The 22,168-nt window shown below is 67.9% G+C and carries 8 protein-coding genes; all 8 read left to right on the top strand.

The features are described 5' to 3' along the window. Window positions 1–9: 9 nt before the first annotated feature. The 8 genes from gspK (at window position 10) to AC5P8Y_RS09700 (ending at window position 21,848) form a co-directional block, all read left to right on the top strand. The gene (gene gspK, locus AC5P8Y_RS09735; RefSeq protein WP_049403389.1) at window positions 10–915 is read left to right on the top strand and encodes a type II secretion system minor pseudopilin GspK; all 906 of its coding nucleotides are present in this window, start codon (window positions 10–12) and stop codon (window positions 913–915) included. Then, window positions 912–2,075, top strand: a complete 1,164-nt coding sequence (gspL, locus tag AC5P8Y_RS09730; RefSeq protein WP_049403388.1) for a type II secretion system protein GspL — start codon at window positions 912–914, stop codon at window positions 2,073–2,075. The genes gspK and gspL overlap by 4 nt, the downstream gene beginning before the upstream one ends. After that, window positions 2,072–2,599: a type II secretion system protein M gene (locus AC5P8Y_RS09725; RefSeq protein WP_049403387.1), complete on the top strand. Its 528-nt coding sequence runs from the start codon at window positions 2,072–2,074 to the stop codon at window positions 2,597–2,599. Before gspL ends, AC5P8Y_RS09725 begins: the two co-directional genes overlap by 4 nt. Beyond that, the gene (gspD, locus tag AC5P8Y_RS09720; RefSeq protein WP_049403386.1) at window positions 2,596–4,977 is read left to right on the top strand and encodes a type II secretion system secretin GspD; all 2,382 of its coding nucleotides are present in this window, start codon (window positions 2,596–2,598) and stop codon (window positions 4,975–4,977) included. The genes AC5P8Y_RS09725 and gspD overlap by 4 nt, the downstream gene beginning before the upstream one ends. Beyond that, entirely contained in the window at window positions 4,974–6,407 is a 1,434-nt protein-coding gene (gene gspE, locus AC5P8Y_RS09715) for a type II secretion system ATPase GspE (RefSeq protein WP_080356453.1), read from the top strand. The genes gspD and gspE overlap by 4 nt, the downstream gene beginning before the upstream one ends. A 7-nt stretch (window positions 6,408–6,414) precedes the next feature. Then, window positions 6,415–7,614 (top strand): type II secretion system inner membrane protein GspF, encoded by a 1,200-nt coding sequence (gene gspF / locus AC5P8Y_RS09710; RefSeq protein WP_495201944.1) that lies wholly within the window; start codon window positions 6,415–6,417, stop codon window positions 7,612–7,614. A gap of 438 nt (window positions 7,615–8,052) precedes the next feature. Continuing rightward, complete coding sequence (locus AC5P8Y_RS09705) at window positions 8,053–9,246, top strand: substrate-binding domain-containing protein (protein WP_049403384.1); 1,194 nt, start codon at window positions 8,053–8,055, stop codon at window positions 9,244–9,246. A gap of 206 nt (window positions 9,247–9,452) precedes the next feature. Beyond that, the gene (locus AC5P8Y_RS09700; protein WP_495201943.1) at window positions 9,453–21,848 is read left to right on the top strand and encodes a filamentous hemagglutinin family protein; all 12,396 of its coding nucleotides are present in this window, start codon (window positions 9,453–9,455) and stop codon (window positions 21,846–21,848) included. Window positions 21,849–22,168: the final 320 nt, after the last annotated feature.

Genomic DNA, 22,168 nt, shown 5'->3' with positions numbered 1-22,168 from the left:
GGCAGACCGATGTCAGCCCGGATGCGTTCTGTTTCGAGTGTCCGTCAACGTGGCATGGCGGTGATCGTCGCCATGCTGGTGGTGGCGCTGGTGGCGGTGATTGCCACGGCACTGCTGACCCGGCAGTCGGCCCAGCTGCGTGCGCTGCGTGGCGATCAGCTGCGCGCACAGGTACGCATGGCGGTGGACGCAACGCTGGAGCGTGCGGCGCAACAGCTGCGTGAGGATGTAAAGGAACAGCTGACCACGGTGCGCAGCGGGCGCTGGGCGCGCCCATTGGAGCTGCAGGCGCCGTTGCCGGTGCAGCTGCAGCTGGTCGATGCCCAGTCGATGTTCAACCTGCGCAACCTTCTTGCGCATGGCAGGCCGGACCCCGAGGCGCGGCGCGCGTTCATCGCGTTGTGTGCCGGGCAGGGGCTGGGCCAGGGCGCCTGCGCGTCCGCCGCCGACCACATCCAGGCGCGCCTGCGCGATGGCGACATGCAGGCGCAGGCGCCGCTGCCGCGCGAATCACTGATCGAACAAGCGCTACCTGGTGCCGATCCGGTGGCGTTGCGGGCGCTGGCGCGGCGCACCGTGGTGTTGCCGGCGCAGACCCTGGTCAACGCCAACACCAGCGACCTGCGCGTTCTGCAGGCGGTGACGCCGGTGGTCGAGCCGGCACGGCTGCAGGCGCTGCTCGGTGAGCGCGATGCTGGCCATTGGCTGCTCAATCGCGGCGACATCGCCAACCGACTCCAACTGAGCAACGAACAGATGGCCGTGCTTCCCCTGGGTATCCATAGCGAATGGTTCCTGGCCGTCGGCCAGGTGCAGGCTGACGGCAGTGCGGTCGATTTTCGCGCGCTGTTGTGGCGCGAATACCGCGACGATGGGGTGCGTGTGCAACGGGTGTGGACGAGGATCGGCGCATGAATGTGCAGCTTCGCGTGCGCCTTCCGGCGCTGGAGCACCTGCGCGCCGACAGCGCGGTGGACTGGGCGCAGCTGCACAAGGGCGAGGTGTTGGCGCATGGCCGCGACACACTGGCGACGCTGGGCCTGCGGCATCCGCAGGCTGCGGTTCGTGCCTGCCTCGATCCGAACGACCTGATCCTGCTGGAACTGCAGCTGCCGCCGTTGTCCGGGCGCCGCCTGCAGTCGGCGCTGCAGGGTGAGGTGGAGGCGATGCTGCTGGATGACCTGCAGGAGGTGGCGCTGGCCCACGGCGCGCAGGCGGCAGACGGCACGGTTCCGGTGGCCTGGCTCGGCCAGCAGGCCATCGCGCAGGCGCAGCAGCTGCTGGCCTCGTGTGCGCTGCAGCTGCAGGCGCTCTATCCGACGCCACTGCTGCTGCCCTGGCAGGACGGCCAGGCCACGCTGCAGGTCAGCGGCGAGCACCTGCTGGTACGCAGCGGGCGCGATCGGGGTTTCGTTCAATGGTATGGCGGACGTGACGCCTGTGCGGTGATGCAGGCGCTGGCCGTGCGCCTGCAACAGGCCGGCGTGCAGGCCGTGCAGTGGATCGATAGTGTGCCGCCGACGTGGCCGGACAGCCTCCCGGCCACCGCCGTCACGCATGAACGGCAGACCTCTGGCCCCTTGCCAGGCTGGTCATTGCCGCTGCCCGGCGCAGGCCGGCAAGCACCGCGGCTCGCGATCGGCCTGGCACTGGTAGCAGTGCTGCTGGCTGCACTCGGCCTGCAGCTGCAGGTCTCGCGTTGGCGGATCGAGGGCGAGGCCCTGCAACAGGACATGGCGCGCCAGTTCAGCGCGCGCTTCCCGGAGATCACCGATGTGGTGGACCCGGTGTTGCAGGCAAGGCGAGCACTTGCGGTGCCGCTGCCGGCGCCGCCGTTGCCGGCGCTGCAGCGTCAGGTTGCCAGCACGCTGCAGGCTGTTCCGGAGCTGGCCGGGCAAGTGCGCAGCCTGCATTACCAACCCGGGCAGCTGGACATGGAGCTGGATGCCGATGCCCAGGCATTGGCCGACGATCCGCAGCGGCTTGAGCACTGGCAGCAAGCAGTTCAGGCACAGGGCCTGCAGCTGGCGCGCGAAGCCGGTGGACACCTGCGAGTGAGCGGAGCTGGGCAGTGACGACCCGCACCCTACGGCCGGGCGAGGGGCTGGTGGGCCTGCAGCAGCGCTGGCAACGCCTGCCACCGCGCGACCGGCTGATGCTGTGGGTGATGGTGGTGGCGCTGCTGGTGGCGGGCCTGTGGTCGTTGTGGCTGGGGCCACTGCTGAAGCAGCGCACGTATTGGCAGGCCGAGCTGCCGCGGCTGCAGGCGCAGTCCCGCGCACTGGCACCGCTGCTGCTCGCCCGAGAGCGCCAGCAGCTGGCGCAGGGCCAGCACCCGACACTGGCCGGGCTGCGCGATGGCATCAAGACCGCCGGCCTTGCCGCCGGCCTGCATATCGAAGCGCGCGACGGGCGCTGGCACCTGCAGGTGCAGGCGGTGCCCGCAGATGCGCTATGGAACTGGCTGCTGCCGCTACTGGCCGACCCGGCCATCGAGCTGCAGCAGCTGCAACTGACACGCACAGGGGATGCGAACATGCCTGCGGCACGGATTTCCGGAAACATCGTGATGGTGGCCACCGCGGGTGCCCATCCATGAGGGCGATGCGCAGCCTTGCCTGCAGTACCGCACTGGCCCTGATCGTGTGCATGGCCCACGCACCGGCGCTGGTACTGGCGCAGGACGCCCGTGATGAGCCGGTGCAGTTGAACCTGGTCGACACCGATATCGGTGGCGTACTGCGCATGGCAGCGCGCTTCACCGGGCGCCAGTTCCTGGTCGATCCACGGGTGACCGGCAAGATGACAGTGGTTTCCGATGGCCCGGTCAGCCGTACCCAGGCCTACCAGTTGCTGCTGGGCGCACTGCGCATGCGCGGCTTCGCCGTGGTCGAGAACGGCGGCGTCAGTCGGGTGGTGCCGCAGGCCGATGCCAAGCTGCTCGGTGGCCGCGTTGGCAGCGGCGGTGCGGGGGGCGAGGTTGCCACGCGCACCTTCGCGCTGCGCTACGAGAACGCGGCCGCGCTGGTGGCGGTGCTGCGGCCGATGATCAGCCCGGACAATCCGATCACTGCCAATCCGGGCAACAACACCCTGGTGATCACCGACTATGCCGATAACCTGGAGCGCATCGCGCGGGTGATCGCCAGCGTTGATACACCGGCCGGCATGGACACCGACGTGGTGAAGCTGCAGCAGGGCATTGCCGTTGACGTCGCGGCGATGGTCGCACCGCTGCTGGATGCGCAGGGCGCCGAGCCCACCCAGAAGGTGGTGGTGATGGCCGACCCGCGCAGCAACAGCGTGCTGCTGCGCTCCAGCAGTCCCGGACGCACCCGTCTGGCGCGGCAGCTGGTGGAGAAGCTGGACCGCGCCCAGGACGAGTCCGGCAACCTGCATGTGGTCTACCTGCGCAATGCCCAGGCCAACCAGCTCGCGGGGGTGCTGCGAGGCGTGGTGGCCGGGCAGAGCGATGCACCGGCAATGGGCAGCAACGAAGGCATCACGCCACTGCCGGGTGACGCCAACCGTTCCACGCCCGCGCAGCCGTCGCAGCCGCAGCAGGCCAAGACCGGGGGCAATGCGCTGGAATCACAGCGTCTGGACCCGAGCCGCCGCGACCCGATCGATGCGGGAAGCACCGGCTTCAGCCAGAACGGCATTTCGGTGCAGGCGGACGTGGCCACCAACACGCTGCTGATCTCGGCGCCGGAGCCGGTGTACCGCAACCTGCGACGGGTGATCGATCAGCTCGACCAGCGCCGTGCGCAGGTGCTGGTCGAGAGCCTGATCGTGGAGGTCAACCAGACCGATGCGGCCGAGCTGGGCGTGCAGTGGATGCTGGGCAACGGGCGAACCTTCGGCGGCACCCATTTCGGTGGCGCCACCGGCGGCAGCGGGTTGAGCACCACCGCGCGCACCACCCTGGACGTGCTGCCCAAGGACGGCCTGAAGATCGGTGTGATCGACGGCACCATCAACCTGCCCGGTGTCGGCCAGATCCTCAACATGAAAGCGCTGGCCACTGCACTGCAGAGCAAGGGCGGTGCCAACATCCTGTCCACGCCGAACCTGATGACGCTGGACAACGAGGCGGCCAGCATCATGGTCGGCCAGACCGTGCCGTTCGTCAGCGGCCGCTACGTCACCGACGGCGGTGGCGGCAGCAACAACCCGTTCCAGACCATCGTGCGCGAGGACGTGGGCCTGAAGCTGCGCGTACGCCCGCAGATTTCCGAGGGCGGCACGGTGAAGCTGGACATCTACCAGGAAGTCAGCAGCATCGATGCGCAGAGTGCCAACAGTGCCGCCGGCATCATCACCAACAAGCGTGCGCTGGATACCAGTGTGCTGCTGGACGATGGCCAGATCATGGTGCTCGGTGGCCTGCTGGAGGACAACGTCAGCCATGGCCGTGATGCGGTGCCCGGCCTGGGCAGGATCCCGGTGCTGGGGGCGCTGTTCCGCAGTGATACGCGCAAGCGCTCCAAGACCAACCTGATGGTGTTCCTGCGCCCGCACGTGGTGCGTGACCCGGCCGCCGGCCAGCGCCTGACCCGCGACCGCTACGACTACATGCGCAGCGCGCAGGCGGGCGCGCAGCCGGCACAGAGCTGGGCCTTGCCGGCGCTGTCGGCACCGCAGCTACCACCGCAGGACCTGTCTGTACTCGGCCAGGGCAATGCACGCGATGACCAGGGCCAGCCGCTGCAGAGCAGCAGCCTGGCGGCGCTGTACCCGTCCGGTGACGGCGACGCGCAGCTGGTGCAGTTCGCGCAGGGGCTGGACCCGGCGCGTGCCAGCCAGGGCGTGGCGCAGGTGCGTGCACTGGGCCTGCAGGCCTATGCCGAAGCGACGCCCGGCGAGAGCGGGCAACGCCTGCGCGTGCGATTGCCGCGCGATCCGGCGACGCTGGACCCTGCGCTGCAGCAGCTGCGCGGGCTGGGCTACACGCCGGAACTGGTGATCGGGCCGTGAGCGCTTCCGCGCCGCTGCCGTACGCCTGGGTGCGCAGCCATGGCGTGATGCTGTCCGAAGTTGGCGGCGAGCCCGTGTTGCTGGGCACCGCCGACACCGCAGCGTGGGCCGTGGCCGAACTGCGCCGTCGGCATGGCCCGCTGCCGTTCCAGGCGCTGGATGCTGCGACCTGGCAGCAGCGGCTGGGTGAGCAGTACCGTGACGGCGGCGATGCCGCTGCCGTAGTGGGTGCCGCCGAAAGCGAAGTCGATCTGGACCGGCTGATGCAGGACATGCCGGAAGTCACCGACCTGCTGGACGCGCAGGACGATGCGCCGGTGATCCGCATGATCAACGCGCTGCTGGCACAGGCCGCACGCGATGGCGCTAGCGACCTGCACATCGAACCATTCGAGACCCACTCGGTGGTGCGCTACCGCGTGGACGGCACCCTGCGCGACATGGTGCAGCCACGGCGCGCACTGCATGCGGCGCTGGTATCACGTATCAAGATCATGGCGCACCTGGACATTGCCGAGAAGCGCTTGCCGCAGGATGGGCGCATTGCGATCCGAGTGGGCGGGCGGCCGCTGGATATCCGTGTCTCCACGGTGCCGACCGGGCATGGCGAACGCGCCGTGCTGCGATTGTTGGAAAAGGACGCCGGCCGCCTGCAGCTGCAGCGCCTGGGCATGGCCGATGACACCCTGGCCACGTTCACCGGATTGATCCGGCAACCGCACGGCATCGTGCTGGTCACCGGCCCGACCGGCAGCGGCAAGACCACCTCGCTGTACGCCGCGTTGGGCCAGCTCGACAGCAGCACCAGCAACATCCTCACCGTGGAAGACCCGGTGGAGTACGACTTCGCCGGCATCGGCCAGATCCAGGTCAACGCGCGCATCGGCATGAGCTTTGGCACCGCGCTGCGTGCGATCCTGCGCCAGGACCCGGACACCATCATGATCGGTGAGATCCGCGACCTGGAGACCGCGCAGATTGCGGTGCAGTCGTCGCTGACCGGGCATGGCGTGCTGGCCTCGCTGCACACCAACGATGCGATCTCGGCGGTGACCCGCCTGGCTGACATGGGCGTGGAGCCCTTCCTGCTGGCCTCGTCGCTGCGCGGCGTGCTGGCGCAGCGGTTGGTGCGGCGGCTGTGCACGCAGTGCCGTCGTGCCGAGGTGGACGGCGAGGGTCGCACCGTATGGCGCGCGGTGGGCTGCGCGGCCTGCGCCAACAGCGGCTATCGGGGGCGAACAGGCATCCATGAACTGTTCGTGGTCGACGACCGCGTGCGCGCACTGATCCATGAAGGGCAGGGCGAGCCTGCGCTACGCGAGGCGGCCCGGCGGGCCGGCATGCGGACCCTGCGGCAGGACGGCCAGCGCTGGGTCGACAGCGGGGTAACCACGCTGGAAGAGATCCTGCGCGTCACCGGCGACGATTGAGGCCTGCATGGCACTGTTCGACTACCAGGCCGCCAACGCGCAGGGCCGCATCGAGAAAGGCCAGCTGGACGCCGACAGCCCGCGCGGTGCGCGTCAGCTGCTGCGCGGGCGCGGGCTGACCCCTGTGCAGGTAAGCGCCGCGCGCAGTGCCGGCGGTGGCTGGGGCGCCCGCCGGTTGTCTGCCAGCGAGATGGCCTGGGCCACGCGCCAGCTGGCCAGCCTGCTGGCCGCCAGCCTGCCGTTGGAAGCAGCATTGAGTGCGGTGATTGAACAGGCCGAGCGCCCGCACGTGGCCCAGGCACTCACCGCCGTACGCGCCGACGTGCGTGCCGGCCAGCGCCTGACCGTTGCGCTGGCCGCGCGGCCGCGCGACTTCCCGCCGATCTATCGGGCGCTGGTGGGCGCAGGTGAAGACTCCGGTGACCTGGCGCGGGTGATGGAGCGCCTGGCCGACTACATCGAAGAACGTAATGGGCTGCAGGCCAAGGTACTGACAGCCTTCATCTATCCAGCGGCGATCAGCCTGGTATCGGTGGCGATCGTGATCTTCCTGCTCAGCTACGTGGTGCCGCAGGTGGTGACCGCGTTCGTGCAGGCGCGGCAGACGCTGCCGATGCTGACCCAGGTGATGCTGGCCGCCAGCGCGTTCGTGCGCAGCTGGGGCGTGTGGGTGGGGCTGGGCATCGCTGCGCTGGTGGTTGCATGGCGGTTGGCCCTGCGCAAGCCCGAGCTGCGCCTGCGATGGGACGCGATGCTGCTGCGGGTGCCGATGGTCGGGCGCTTCGTGCTGGGCGTGAACAGTGCGCGCTTCGCCTCGACATTGGCGATCCTGCTGGATGCTGGCGTGCCGCTGCTGCGTGCACTGGAGGCGGCGCGGCAGACCCTGGGCAATGCGCTGCTGGCGCGCTGTGCCGATGACGTGTCCGCGCGCGTGCGCGAAGGTGCCGCGCTGGGTGCTGCGTTGAAGGTGCAGAAGGTGTATCCGCCGATCCTGGTGCATCTGGTGGCCAGTGGCGAGAAGACCGGTTCGCTGGCGCCGCTGCTGGATCGCGCCGCGCAGACCATCTCGCGCGAGATCGAGCGTCGCGCGATGGCACTGACTGCGTTGCTGGAGCCGACCATGATCCTGGTGATGGGCGGCGTGGTGCTGACGATCGTGCTGGCGGTGCTGATGCCGATCATGGAAATGAACCAGTTGGTGCAGTGATGCGCAACGCGCATCACAGGTAGAGTCGACTGTTAGTCGACTAGCGCGGAGATCGAGTGCATTCAGATCGTTTCCGCGTGCGAAAAGCAGTCGACTAACAGTCGACCCTACCCAGTCGATCCCATCGGGTCGATTCAATTCAGTCAATTCAATTCAGTTGGTTCAATTCAGTTGATTCAATTCAGTCGATTCAATTCAGTCGATTCAATTCAGTTGATCGGGCGGCGTCGTTGGAATGTGGCATGGGTCGATTCTCCACACAATCCTCCACACCTTTTTTCGATCTTCCACAGGTTTATTAAGCGGCCTGTCATCGGCGCGGACCAGCATAGCCACGTCGCCGCAGAGTGGGCTGGGAGGCCCTCGGCGGCAGCAGGCGTGTAGTGACCGTTCCTCCCTTGGTGTTTCCCTTCGCAGTAAACCCTTCAGGAGAAGATCATGAACAAGTACAAGACCCTGGCCGCGCTGGTTGCTACCGCGCTGCTGGCCACCGCCGGTGCCGCTTCGGCGCAGACCGCCGTCACCGGTGGCGGTGCCTCGCTGCCGGCCGACCTCTACAAGGGTTCGGCTGACAGCATCCTGCCGGCCAACTTCAGCTACGCCGTGACCGGCTCGGGTACCGGCAAGAAGGCCTTCCTGGAAAACAACTCGGCGCTGTTCTCCACCACCGGCACCGTGCACTTCGCCGGTAGCGATTCGGTGCTGAGCAGCACCGAACTGAACACCTACAACAGCACTTACAACGTGTCCGGCGATGCCAACCGCTACGGCGCCCTGGTGCAGATTCCGTCGGTGGCCACCTCGGTCACGATTCCGTTCAACAAGGCCGGTTCGGCCGTTGACCTGTCGGTGACCCAGATCTGCGGCATCTTCTCCGGCAAGATCACCAGCTGGAGCCAGCTGGCGGGCCTGGGCCGTACCGGTGACATCCAGGTCGTCTACCGTGGCGAAAGCAGCGGCACCAGCGAACTGCTGACCCGCTTCCTGACCAGCGCCTGCCAGCCGGCTGACGTGTCGGGCAGCAACCTGAAGTTGACCAACGGCGTGCCGGCGTTCTCGGTGCAGTCGACCTTCGCCAACCTGTTCACCACCGTGCCGTCGAACTTCATCGCCGCACCGGCCACCGGTGGCACCGCGCTGTACAACGCCGTCTATGCCGTTGACGGCCGCGTTGGCTATGTCGGCCCGGACGTCATCCCGAGCCTGACCGACGCCACCAAGGTCGCCAAGGTCAAGGGCTTCTCGCCGGATGAAGTGAGCGTGCAGGCCACGCTGGAAACCGCTGCGCCGCCGACCGGTGCCGCTGCCGAGAACCCGGCGAACTGGGTGCCGGTGTTCGGCAACCCGAGCGCGGGCTATCCGATCGCTGGCTACACCAACTTCGTGTTCGGCCAGTGCTACAAGAACGCCACCGTGGGCGCCAACGTGCGCGGCTTCCTGACCCGCCATTACGGCAGCACCGTGGTCAACGGTGTCGAGCAGGGCCCGAACGACGTCGCCATCCGCGCGCACAAGTTCATCCCGCTGACCAAGGCCTGGCGCGATGCGGTCCGTGCTCGCTTCGCCACCGCCACCAACGCCGGTGCGGTGAACAATCCGAGCACCTGCTCGGGCATCGGCCGTCCGCTGTAACTGCAATTGCTTTGGTAGTTGCAGGAAGTGCACAAGGGCGCCGGCAGCAATGCCGGCGCCTTCTGCGTATGTCCGCTGCATGACCGTGATGCGCCTGTCGTCTTCACGCCGCCGCCACCGTCTATGAGGTGCAGGGCGTGCCTCGCGCAGGCCCATCCGTACACACGCCGCCGCCGACGCGGCCCATCAGGTTGACGAGGTCCCCGATGTCGCACCCGCATTCGCCCACCGCCCGTTTCCCTGCTGCCCTGTGGCGCAGCCACCCGATGGCCTGGGCCGTCGCCGTGGCCCTGGGCAGCGTGGTGGCTCCGGCCACTCAGGCCCAACAGGCGTTCAGCCCCGGCTGGTTCGCCGAGCGCGGTGCGGCGCAGGGCGCGGCGGCACAGAGCGGGCGCATGCCCAATGGCGTGCCGATCCAGTTCCAGCTACCCGCGCAGCAGCAGGATGCGGCACGGCAGAAGCTGCAGCAGTCGATCGACAACCTTGGTACGGCCGCGCAGGCCATCGCCCTGCAGCAGCGTCTGCAGGAACAGGCACGGCAGGCGCGCCGCGAGGCGGGCTTCGTGATCGCCGATGGGCTGGGCAAGGATGGCCTGAAGGTCGACGAGAATCCGCTGACCCGCGGGTGGATCAACGCCCGCGAGGCGATCCAGTCGCAGGCCGCCGACGGGCGGGCGCTGGTCAACATCGAGCAGACCGCCGACCAGGCGATCCTGAACTGGGAAACCTTCAACATTAGTGGCAACACCACACTGAATTTCCTGCAGAACCCCGACTGGGCCGTGTTGAACCGGGTCAATGATCCCGCCGCAAGGCCCAGCCAGATCCTTGGCCAGCTGAAGGCCAATGGCACGGTGTTCGTGGCCAACCGCAACGGTGTGGTGTTCGGCAACAACAGCCAGGTCAATGTCCGCAACCTGGTGGCGGCGGCCGCGCGCATCAGCGACGCGCAGTTCCGTGAGCAGGGTCTGTACAGTGCCGAGGCGAACACCTCGGCGCTGACCGACGCCGTAGGCAAAGTCATGGTCGAACGCGGTGCACGCATCACCACGCACGAACCGACCACGGCAACGCGGGGCGGTGGCTATGTGCTACTGGCTGGGCACAGCGTGGAGAACGCGGGCCAGATCGAGACGCGCAAAGGTCAGACCCAGCTTGCCGCCGGCGACAGTTTCGTGATCCGCCGTGGCGTGGGCACGGCGCAGAACACTGCATCGACCACCCGTGGCAACGAGATCGCACCGCGCTTCGTCGCTGACAGCACGGCCGGCAGCGTTCGCAACAGCGGTCTGATCCAGGCACGCGAGGGCGACATCACCCTGGCCGGCCGCACGGTCGAACAGGCCGGCGTTGCGGTTGCGACCACCACGCTGAATCAGCGCGGCACCGTACACCTGCTGAATTCGGCGTCCGATGCGGCGGGCAGTGTGACCCTGGCCTCCGGCTCGACCACTGCAGTACTGCTGGAAGACGATGGCAAGAGCACGGCGCTGGACAGCCAGCGCGATGCCCTCATCAGGGAATCGGCCGAGCAGGACAAGCTTCGCGGTGGCAGCAACAGTGGCACCTTCGACAATCTCTCGCGCCTGCAGGACCGCCGCGAGCAATCGCGCATCGAAGTCGTCTCCGGCGGCGATGTGAACTTCCAGGCCGGCGCGCTGGCGGTAGCCACCGGCGGCCAGGTAGTCGCCGACGCCAGCCGACGCAGCTATCTGGATGATGGCGCGCGCGTGGACGTCTCCGGTGCGGTGGGCGTGCAGGTGGCGATGGAAAGCAACAACGTCAAGGTGAAGGTGCAGGGCAACGAGCTGCGCGATTCACCGGACAACCGTGACAGCGGCAAGCTGATCAGTAGCGAGGTGTGGATCGACCGCCGCCAGTTGATCGAAGTCGCCGCCGGTACCGGTGGCTATGACGGCACGCGCTGGTATGCCGGCGGCGGCCTGCTGGAAGTGGGTGGCTACCTGGACAATCAGGGGCATTCGATCAGCGAATGGGCGGCGCAGGGCGGCACCGTCCAGCTGGCAGGCAAGGAAGTGGTGAGCCACGCCGGTTCGCGCATCAATCTGGCCGGCGGCAGCCTGGATGTGCAGTCCGGCGTGGTGCAGCAGAGCTGGCTGCGTGGCCGCGATGGCCAGTTGTACCGGCTTGACGATGCACCGGCCGAGATGCTGTACGACGGTCTGTACCAAGGCTATGAAGTGAAGCAGGAACGGTGGGGAGTGACCGAATCGTTCCGCAATCCGCTGGTGGCACCCACCCAGCGTTTCGACAATGGCTATACCGTGGGACGCGATGCTGGCCGTCTGCTGATCTCGGCGCCCACGGCTGTCCTGCAGGGCCAGGTGGATACGGTGGCCTTTCAGGGCCTGCAGCAGACGCGCCGCCCCGACCAGGGGCAGGACGGATACGCGCAGGCACAGACGGCGGCGGCCCGCAACGCCCAGCTCTGGCTGGGGCGTTTCGACAACAACGGCCGAAGTGCAGTGTTCGATTCGCAGATCCGCATCGGAGCGCTCCAGGCCGACACCCGGTCATGGACGTTGCAGGCACCGATCGGGGAAACACAGCGCAATACCGTGTGGTTGGACAGTGAGGTCCTGAGCGCTCAGCGTTGGGGGCAGGTGGACCTCGCTTCTGCGGGCCGTATCGACCTGGATGGCACGCTCAGGTTGCAGGAGGGCGGTCGGCTTGGGCTCACTGCAAGCCGCGTCGGCTTCGGCGGAACGGTGCAGATTGCCGGCGGGCAGGTGGAGGCCGGCAACCTGCTTCCGGCGCTCGGCGGGCCCTCGGCCCTGCTGAGGTCCGGACGCGGCGCGGTGGATGTTGCGGCGGGCGCGCGGATCGATCTTGGCGGTGGCTGGAGCAACGCGCTTGCAGCGCCGGAGGGCGGTCCGGCACAGGCGTGGACCGACGGCGGGCAGGTGCGCTTCAACAGCAGCCACGACATCGCTGTGGGCGAGGGAGCGACGATTCTGGTCGATGCCGGCGGCGCGATCGATGCCAGTGGCAAAGGGCGCGTAGGCAAGGGCGGCAGTGTCAGCCTGCTCGCGGCCAGCACCGAGGTTGCCACCGACGGCAGCGGGCGGATCCGTATCGGCGATGGCGCACGCTTCAGCGCGCTCGGCAATGGCAGCGGCAACTTCACGCTGGCAACAGGCGGTGCGGTGTCTATCGGCGCGCCTGGCACGGATGCATCGGCGGCGTCGTTGCAACTGCAGCCAGCACTGTTCAGGAGTGGCTTCGCCGGCTATGACATCGCCGGGCACAACGGTTTGACGGTTGAAGAAGGTACCCGGCTGCAGGTGGAACGACCGGCGCTGCGCCTGGCCGAGGGCGCACAGCAGGCACTGGCCCGCGAGCAGGGCGTGCAGACCTGGACGCCATCGTTGTATGAGGCGGATCCGGCCAGCGGGCGTGTATCGCAGCGCGGCGGCGCGAGCCTGGCACTGCGCGCAGGGCATCTGCTGTCCACGGCCGATCTGCGCGTTGGCAAGGGCGCAAGGATCGAGGTCGATGCCGGCCAGTCGATCGAACTGTTCAGCGCCGGCAACCTGGACGTGGCTGGCAGTCTGAAGGCGGCCGGCGGCCGCATCCGCCTGGACGAGGCATTCGACCCGACCGGTGTGCGTGGCGATCAACGCCGCGAACGTCGCTGGACGATTGCCGAGGGTGCCCTGCTGGACGTGAGCGGCGATAGCGTTTCCCTGCCCGACGCGCGCGGGACATTGCGCGGACAGGTGCGCAAGGGCGGAACGATCGAGATCGGGGGGGCGTTGGACTGGGAAGACCAGGACCACGTACGCCACTTGCCGCCCGATACCTTCGTGGTGGTGGAGCGCGGTGCGCGGCTGGACGCGTCCGGTGCTTCGGCGCTGCTGGACATTGATGGCAGCGGGCGCACCCGGGTGGACAGCGACGGCGGCAGCATCGTGCTGCGCGCCGGCAATGCGCTGTACCTGCAGGGCGACCTGGACGCAGCAGCGGGCGGCGACGGCGCGCGCGGCGGCACCCTGGGGGTTGCCTTCGGTGGTGGCACCTACGGCAGAACGGCAGACGGCAAGGAGGTGCTGGCACCGCGGGTGATCTCGTTGACCCAGCACGCCGCGCAGACGGCGGACCTGCCTGCACGCCTTGAGTACGGCCATGCGGCACTGTCGATGGGGCAGATCGAGGCCGGTGGTTTCGACCATCTGGCCCTGTTCGGCGACATCCGCGCCCTGGGAGATGTCAATCTGCGCATGGACCAGAGCCTGCGCATCCAGGGCTTGAATGAGCGTTACCTCGGCCTCGTCCCGGGCAACAGCGAGGGCGGCCGCCTGCAACTGGCCGCGCCATATGTCCGCCTTGCGCATGGGCGCTGGTGGCAGCCGGCCGGGGAAGGCACGTTGCGCCCACTGGAGGCAGCGTTCGACAGCGGCCGGCAGCATCGCCTGGACGTGAGCGCCGATCTGATCGATCTGCGAGACGTCACCTGGCTGGCGGGATTTGACCAGGTCGCGCTGCGCAGCCGCGGTGACATCCGCATGCTGGCCCCGGTCGCCAGCAGTTCACTCGTCTCCACGCTGGCAAGCCCGGGTTCGATCGATATCAGCGCCGCACGTATGTATCCGGCGGCCCGGGCCAAGGGACGCATCGTGGCGGGCGTCCCCGACATTGGTCCTTCAGGCCTGTCCTGGCAGAACCCCGACGCCGTACTGCGCATCCATGGCATTGCAGGCGGCGCGCAACCGGCACCGGACTCTGCGTTCGGTAGCCTGGAGCTGGTGGCGGCGACGGTGGTGCAGGGCGGCAATGTGCAGGCGCCGTGGGGCCATGTACAGCTGGGTGGCAGGGAATTCAACGCCGATGCGGCCAGCCGCGTCGACCTGCTTGCAGGCAGCGTGACGTCGGTGAGCGGTGCCGGCCTGCAGCTGCCGTTTGGCGGCACCGTGGATGGTGTGGGCTGGCGCCGCAACGGTGCCGACTTCGATGTGCTGGGCCCCGGCTCGACCAACATCCCGATCGGTATCGACATCGTCGCCAACGCTTTCAATGGCGTGGCGGGCAGCGTGCTGGACGTCTCCGGTGGAGGCGAGCTGTCGGGTGCCGCATTCGTGGCGGGGCGCGGCGGCTCGGTGGACATCCTGAGGCACGCGCTGGCGGATGCGAACCCGCGCTACCGCTTCAGCGGCAGTGACAATGCGGTCTACGCGATCATGCCGGGACGCTCGGGCACGCAGGCGCCGCAGGCGGTCGCTGACGGCAGCGCCGATCCGCGCATCGGCCAGCAGATTGTCATTCCTGCCGGGGTTCCCGGCCTCCCGGCCGGAACCTACACGCTGCTGCCGGCAAGCTACGCACTGCAGAAGGGCGCATTCCGCGTCGAAGTCGGCGCCGAAAGCGCCATCGGCAGCCGCCAGGCAGTGGCGACCGGCACGGGTTCCTGGCGCGTCAGTGGACACCAGGCGCAGAGCCTGGGCGGTGGAGTCTCATCGCTGCTCACCGATCTGGTGCTGACGCCGGCGGATGTGGTGCGCCGCCATGCCAGCTACAACGAGACCTCCTACAGCACTTTCGTACAGGGCGTGGCTGAGCGGCGTGGTGAAGCGCTGCGCTGGCGGCCAACCGACGCCGGCAACCTCAACCTGGTGTTGGGCGATGGCGCCGGACGTTCGAGCGTGCCAGCCGCGATCTTCCAGGGCGTGTCACGCTTCAACGCCGGCAGCAATGACGGACGCGGGGGCACGCTTTCAGTCAATCTGCTCGCCTCCAATGAGGCAACGCTGGAGATTGCCACCCAGGGCGGTAGTGCCGGCAGCGGCAGCGGCGCCACCCTCTTCGATTCGGCGCTCAATGCGTTCCGCCCGGAAACGATGCTGATCGGCGGCGTGCTGCGACGTGACGCGACGACTTATTCGTTGGAGGGCAGCGCGCAGCACATCGTGGTGCGCAACGGCGTCAACCTGACGGCGCAGGAAGTGCTGCTGTCGGCTGCGTTCGGGGGCAAGGGCATCCTGGTCGAGCAGGGCGCTTCGATCGATACCTTGGCCGGGGCCGATCCCTCGCGCGTGGCGCAGCCCACGGCGCCCTACCTGGTGTCGGGCGGCCTGCTTGCCGTGTCCAACCAGCGCTTGACGGCGCTCAGTGCGCAGGGCGGCAGTGCCGGCGGTCCGGTGGCGATCGACATCGGCGGATGCGTGGTGGACTGCAATGGCCAGACCCGGTTGCTGTCGGCAGGCAGCATCAACGTGGTCACCGACGGCGCGCTGAACATTGGCGACGCGGTGAGCTACGGCACGCGCCAGCTCGGCCTGGGCATGTCGGCGCTCAATCTCGGCAGCGCCGAAGCCATTGCGGTGGCAGCGGCAGCCGGCGGCCTGCCTGCGGGCATGACCATGAACCAGGAGGTCCTGCAGCGATTGCTGCGTGGAAACACCGCCACCGGCGCGCCGGCGCTGGAGGCGCTGAGCCTGACCGCGCGCGATGCCATCAATGTGTTCGGCAGCGTGGACCTGGATACGCGTGACAGTGCGACCGGCCGCAGCAGTCTACGCAGTCTGGTGCTGGGTGCCCCTGCCATTCATGGTTACGGCACTGCGACCGACCGCGCCCGCATCTTCGCCGATGCGCTGATCTGGGACGGTACGCTGGCCGGCACCACGTTGCCCGGCGGTGAGCAGACCCAGCCGGCCGGCGAGGCGATGGTGGGTCGGCTTGGCCAAGGGCAGCTGGAAATCAATACGCGGGTACTTGAACTGGGGCGTGCGCCCTTCACCCGGCCCAGTTCGTCGGTGGCCGCGGATCGCCAGGTGCTTGGCTTCGCCGGCGTTACCCTGGCAGCGTCGGATCGCATGTTGTTCTCCGGCAAGGGCAGCCTGGATGTCTTCCAGCGGCAGGGCGACTACGTGGCAGGCAGCGGCTGGCAGTTCAGTGGCGGCGCGCTGGATATCGTCACCCCGCTGCTTACGGGTAACGCAGGTGCGCAGCTGGCAATCCGCAATGGCGGAACGGTGCAGCTGCGTGGCGCCGCGGCGACCGCGGGCAGCGATGCGTTGGGTGCGGAGTTGTCCATCACGGCCGAACGCGTTGTGATCGACAGCCGGGTGGCGCTGGCGTCCGGCCGGTTCGAAGCCAATGCCCGCCAGGGCGTGGCGCTTGGCAGCAATGCAATGCTGGACATGGCGGGGCGGAAGGTAAGCCTGTTCGACGTGGACAAGTACAGTTGGGGCGGCGACGTAGCGCTGTCGAGCCGTGACGGTGACATCGTTGCCGACGCGGCGTCGCGCATCGATCTTTCCGCCCGCAACAACCGCGGCGGCCGCTTGACGGTCGCTGCGCTGGGCCCGCAGGGCGGCCGTGTAGATCTGGCAGGTACGTTGCTTGGCGGAGCCAGCGGCCGCTACGACGCCGGTGGCACTGAAGTGCCCTACGACGGCGGCGAGCTGGTAGTGCGTGCACGCCAGTTGCAGGACTTCTCCGGCCTGAACACCCGGCTTACCGCCGGTGGCATTACCGGTGGCCGGACGTTCCAGTTGAGCGAAGGCGACCTGGTGATCGGCGATGAAGTGAAGGCGCGCAACGTTGATATCAGCGTCGATGGTGGCAGCCTGCTCGTCAATGGCCGCATTGATGCCAGTGGCGAACAGGTCGGCAGCATCCGCCTGTCCGCCCGCGATGTGTTGCGTATCGACGGAGCATTGGACGCGCATGGCAGCGCCTTGCGCGTCGATAGTTACGGCAAGATCATCGACAGCCCGAACCGGGCGATGATCGAACTGACCTCGGCCAGTGGCAGCCTGCAGCTGGGCGCGATCTCATCGATGGACCTGCGCGCCGGCACCTCCGTGGCCACGGGTAGCAGCCCGGGCCAGAACGATGGCCGCGCACGCGGCAGCGTCAAGCTCAACGTGCCACGCGTGGGCAGCAACGACGCCGCGATCGACGTGGCCAGCGGCATCCGTATCGCCGGTGCCGCCGACGTCCAGGTCAACGCCTTCCGCAGCTATGATTCGGCGCCATTGGCCAGCGCTCCGGACGTGCATGGCCATCGTCCGCAGGTGATCAACCAACACTGGCTGGACACGGTTGTGGACCCGGACAACAGCCAGTGGATGAACGCCGCGCTGACCAATACGGTACTGCAGCGGCGTACTGCCGCACTGGGCAGCTATCGCCTGCGCCCCGGCGTGCAGATCGTGGCGCGGACCAGCAGTGACAACCCGCGTGGCGATCTGGTCGTGGCCGGCGATATCGATCTGTCCGGCTACCGCTACGGACCGCAGTCGAACCGGACCGATCCAGCGCGCCGTGGCTTTGGTGAATCGGCAGCGCTGGTGCTGCGCGCCGAAGGCGATATCAACGTCTACGGCAGCATCAACGATGGATTCGCGCCGCCGCCTGCCAATCCCGATGAGGACGGCTGGGTGCTGCTGGAAGGGCGCAGTGCCGGTACGCCCAACACGGCGTTCGGTGGCGACCTGATCGTGCCCGGCGAAGGTGTACAGCTGCAGCGCGGCACCGAATTCCGTGCTGGCGCGACGCTGAACTATGCACTGCCCTTCGAGGCCGTGACCCTGCCGGCCGGAACCGTGCTGCCCGCGGAAATGCGGTTGTCGGGACCGCTGCTGCTGCCGGCCGGCACCGTGCTGGGCGCAGCAGTGACGACGGCGGGTGGCGAGGTGGTAGCGGCTGGAACCGTGCTGGCCCAGGCATTGACGTTGCAGGCGGGTGCGCGCCTGGGCGCCGGCTTCCGGCTGCGCGCGCCGGCGCCGGTGGCCGCACAGGTGTGGCCGGCCGGCGTCGCGCTGCCGATGGCGATGAAGCTGTCAGGCGCGCTGGACCTGCATGCCGGCGCGATCATCCCGTCGATGACCAAGGTGGAGCTGGCCGGCGATGCGCCGGTGAAACTGCGGCCTGCTGACGCCAGCGGGCGCCAGGGACGCAACTGGGCGCTGGCGGCGATGCTGCCCGAAGGGACCACCTCGTGGGATCTGACTGCAGTGGCCGGTGCCGATACGACCGCTGCCGATCCGCGTACCCGCAGCTGGGGAAGTGACGGCAGCATCGTGCTGGCCGACAGCCACTACAGCACCATCGGGACGGTGACCACGACGACGGAATGGAAGGGTGATCGAATCGTCAATTTGGAAGGTTCTCTGTACTGGTGGGGCGATGTGAGTCTGGCCGGAAAGTCACCTGCCGAGGTGGCCGAGATCATCGGGACCACCGAGGCGGAGATCTGTGGTGCAGGCGCCTTCTGCGGCCCCGCCCCGCGCCTGGTGGACAAGGAAGGCTCGCTGGCATGGTGGGGCGATGAATCCTGGGTCGGCCGCCCGGCTACGGAACTGGGCGCCGAGATGGGCATGTCGGAGGAAGAGATCTGCGCGGCAATGGGCTACTGCTATGGCGGTGGCACGCTGACCGAGGTGACCACCTACGGCAAGCGCCTGGGCGCTCCCGCCTGGAGCGTGCTGCGAACCGGCAAGGGAGACCTGACGCTGCTGGCCGCGCAGGATGTGCGCATGAAGTCCGGCTTCGGTGTGTACACTGCAGGTGCGCCGACGGCGCTGGGTGATGGCCGCGATGCGCAGTTCAACACGGCGCGTGCGGCTGCGCCCTGGCACACCTCGCTGTTGGGCAGGAACCAGGTGTCGGGCAACTATGATGCGGCGCTGGCCAGTTACCGTGCGTGGTATCCCGACCATGGCGGCGATGTCAGGGTTGAAGCTGGGCGCGACATCATCGGCGACGCCTGGACCGCCCGGTCCGAATCGGGTACGGCGCAGCGCGACCAGGCCGGGCATTCAAGCGCAGCCGTGGGTGGTTGGTTGTGGCGGCAGGGTTCGGGCACCACCGAAGGCGTGCAGGCGACACCGACGAGCTGGTGGATCAATTTCGGCACGTACAGCACCGTGGGCGCCGAAGCGGACGCAGCTCCCCGCATGGTCGGCTTCACCGGCTTCGGCTCGCTGGGAGGCGGCAATCTTTCGCTGGAAGCGGGCCGCCACGCAGGCGTGCTCGACCCGATGGGCAATGCCCTGGGTCTGTTGACCGCGCCGCATTCCAGCGCGATTGTTGCTGCGGTCGGGTCGACCGGGCGCGTCAGCAACGGTGAGCTGCATCTGACCGGTGGCGGCGACCTGACGCTGCGAAGCGGCGGAGCGCTCAACCCCGGCCTGCGCGCCAGCGCGCAGCAGCCCGACGGGTTCCTGCAGGATCTGGATCTCAATGGCGCGGTGACCAACCTGCGCGGCAGCACCCTGCTGCAGGCGGCGCGCATCGGTGGCCTCAGCGCGATACAGAGCAGCTACGGAATGCTGGGCCTGAAGGATCCGTTCGTGGCCGACGCGCCGGTGGCGATGGCGGGGCCCCTGCTCATTCTGGGTGATTCCACTGCCCGGCTGCAGGCCCGTGGTGACATTGTTCTCGGTGGCGCCGCAGATGCAGGGCGTGTGCCGACGGCCAACTACAACGACGTGGTTCTGGGCGATGGCCAGCATGCAGCTGGCACGACGTGGTTCTCGCTCTGGACCCGAGGCACGGCACTGGACCTGTTCTCGGTAGGCGGAAATCTCGCACCCAGCCTGGCCGGAAGTCTGCATGCAACCGGTAGCAACATGTTCGCTGAAGGCGTCGCGCTGCGCGAGCAATCCGTTCCCGCCAGCATCAATTACTGGCTGTATCCGTCCAGGTTCAGTGCGGTGGCTGCGAGTGGTGACATCATCAGCGCCACGCTTCGAGGCCTCGGACCGGGGGCGAACACGGGTGATGTGATCCTGCTCGCGCCTTCGGCCAGCGGCCGGCTCGATGTTCTGGCCGGGGGCTCGATCCATGCCGCGACCAATGCCACCGGCATTGCACGTTCCGGTAGCGACGCCCGCCTGCCTGGCCCGCTTGATCCTGCATTCATGGCCCAGCAGGGCGTCAGCCGGACCCGGGTCAGCCACAATCTCTCGGAGGATGGGGTGCAGGGTGCGGACCCGGCGGCGATGCTGCCACTGTTCGCGTTCGGCCCCAGTACCCCGACTACCGGTGCGCTGACGTCCTGGCCCACATCACCCAGCCGCTTCTATGCCGTTGCCGGTGACATCATCGGCTTGGGCAGTGGCGACCGCCGGCAGTTGGAGAAGAACGCCGGTACCGCGAAGCGGACATTGTTCGACTGGTACGAAGCGGGCTCGGCAGTACAGCTGCGCGCCGGTCGCGATGTCATCAATGCACACGTCACCGCGCTCAACACCAGCGGTACCGATATCAGCGGGATCGAAGCCGGCCGGGACATCATCCGCAGCAACCTGACGGTGGCCGGCCCCGGCAACGTCGAAGTGAGTGCGGGCCGGCAGCTGCGCCAGGAAGAGGCAGGCAGCATCGTCAGTCTTGGCGGTATCGTGCAGGGTGACACCCGCCCGGGTGCAAGCATTGCGGTGACCGCAGGCAACCAGCACATTGATTTCGATGCACTGCGCACGCGCTACCTGGATCCGGCCAACCTCGCCGATTCCTCGCAGTCGCTGGCATCGCAGCCCGGCAAGGCGGTGAAGATCTATGACAAGGAGTTGAAACAGTGGCTGCAGCAGCGCTTCGGCCTGGCCGCCGACGGCGCCGAGGCACTGGCGGCGTTCGACCGGTTGCCGAAGGAGCAGCAGCGGATATTCCTGCGCCAGGTCTACTACGCCGAGCTGCGCGAAGGTGGCCGCGAGTACAACGATCGGAATGGGCCACGCGTTGGTTCTTACCTGCGCGGCCGCGAGGCGATCGCCACGCTGATGCCGGACAAGGATGCAGCGGGTGCGACGATCCAGCGCACCGGCGATATCCTGATGTATGGCGGCTCCGGCGTGCGTACCGAAGCCGGTGGCAACATCGAGCTGATGGCACCGGGCGGACAGATCGTGGTGGGTGTGCAGGGCGTGGTGCCACCGGCCACTGCCGGGCTGGTGACCCAGGGGCAGGGTGACATCCGGCTGTTCAGCCAAGACAGCGTGCTGCTGGGTCTGTCGCGGGTGATGACCACGTTCGGTGGTGACATCCTGGCGTGGTCGGAGCAGGGCGACATCAACGCCGGTCGTGGTTCGCGGACGACGTTGTTGTACACGCCACCGCGCCGCGTCTATGACGGCTGGGGCAATGTGATCCTGTCGCCGCAGGCCCCGGCCAGTGGTGCAGGCATCGCAACGTTGAACCCCATTGCCGAAGTACGACCGGGCGACGTCGACCTGATCGCGCCGCTGGGCACCATCGACGCGGGCGAAGCGGGTATCCGTGTCTCGGGCAACATCAACCTGGCGGCGTTGCAGGTACTCAATGCAGCCAACATCCAGGTGCAGGGTGAGAGCAAGGGCCTGCCGGTGCTGGCCACGGTGAACGTGAATGCGCTGGCTTCGGCCAGTGCGGCAGCGAACAGCGCCAGCCAGGCCGCACAGGATGTGATGCGCAAGAGCCAGGATGATGCACGGCGCAACCAGCCGTCGGTGATCAGCGTGCAGATCCTCGGCTTCGGCAATGGCACCAGCAGCATCAACCCGCCGGCGCGTGGCAACACTGCCAACAGCGGTTATGACGCCAACAGTGCCTTCCAGTTCCCGCAGGCAAGTCGCGACGAGGGCACGCAGCGCCGCTAGGCATCGCACGATCCCGGCGAGTGCCGACCTTGATCGGCAGTAAATCCACGCCGTGTGTGGATGCCGCTGGACTGCAGGAACAGACAGCATCGGGCCAGCTGCCACGGAACGGTGGCGGCCCCAGCCAGGACGGCACGGAGGGCAGGGAGCGGCCATCAGCGGTGAGGATCACCGACACGGCGCCGCCGGGTGCAGGAGAGCGCCCGGCGGCAGGAACGACGCGCGAATGTGTCACGGTGGATTCCGACCTTGGTCAGTAGATCCACGGCATGCGTCGATGGCTTGGGCAGCTTCAGTGCCGACCAACGGTCCGCACCCAC

The organism is Stenotrophomonas sp. YJH_SMC_12-1, from assembly GCF_059370935.1.
Note: the sequence above shows the minus strand (reverse complement) of the source record. Positions and strands in the feature narration are given on the sequence as shown.